The following is a 273-nucleotide window of genomic DNA, read 5'->3' as shown; positions in this document are numbered from 1 at the left end:
GTTAGACAGCGAGGCGTAATAAATGTAGGATAAACTTGAATGAAAAGAACAAACTTAGGTGAGAATGGCCCTGAAATTTCACAATTCGGAATAGTGGCCATGTCCTTCGCTGGCATCTATGGTGGCGCGACAATGGAAGAAAGTCACGCCGTTTTAAACACGTGTCGAACTGCTGGGGTGACCCATATAGATACTGCGAATGTCTATGGCAAAGGCCGCTCAGAAGAGATCATAGGGGATTGGTTTGCAAATAACCCAGCCGCGAGAGAAGAC

The 273-nt window shown here is 46.5% G+C and carries 1 protein-coding gene; it reads left to right on the top strand.

Going from position 1 to position 273, the window contains the following annotated elements; translation table 11 throughout:
• Window positions 1-39 precede the first annotated feature (39 nt).
• Window positions 40-273: aldo/keto reductase (locus AB9F29_RS22680; RefSeq protein WP_369757346.1), on the top strand; the 234-nt coding region annotated here is incomplete at its 3' end.

Origin of the sequence: Falsihalocynthiibacter sp. S25ZX9, assembly GCF_041205405.1 — a bacterium.
GTDB lineage: Bacteria > Pseudomonadota > Alphaproteobacteria > Rhodobacterales > Rhodobacteraceae > Falsihalocynthiibacter > Falsihalocynthiibacter arcticus.
The sequence above is the reverse complement of the archived record's forward strand: the minus strand, read 5'-3'. Positions and strand labels throughout refer to the sequence as shown.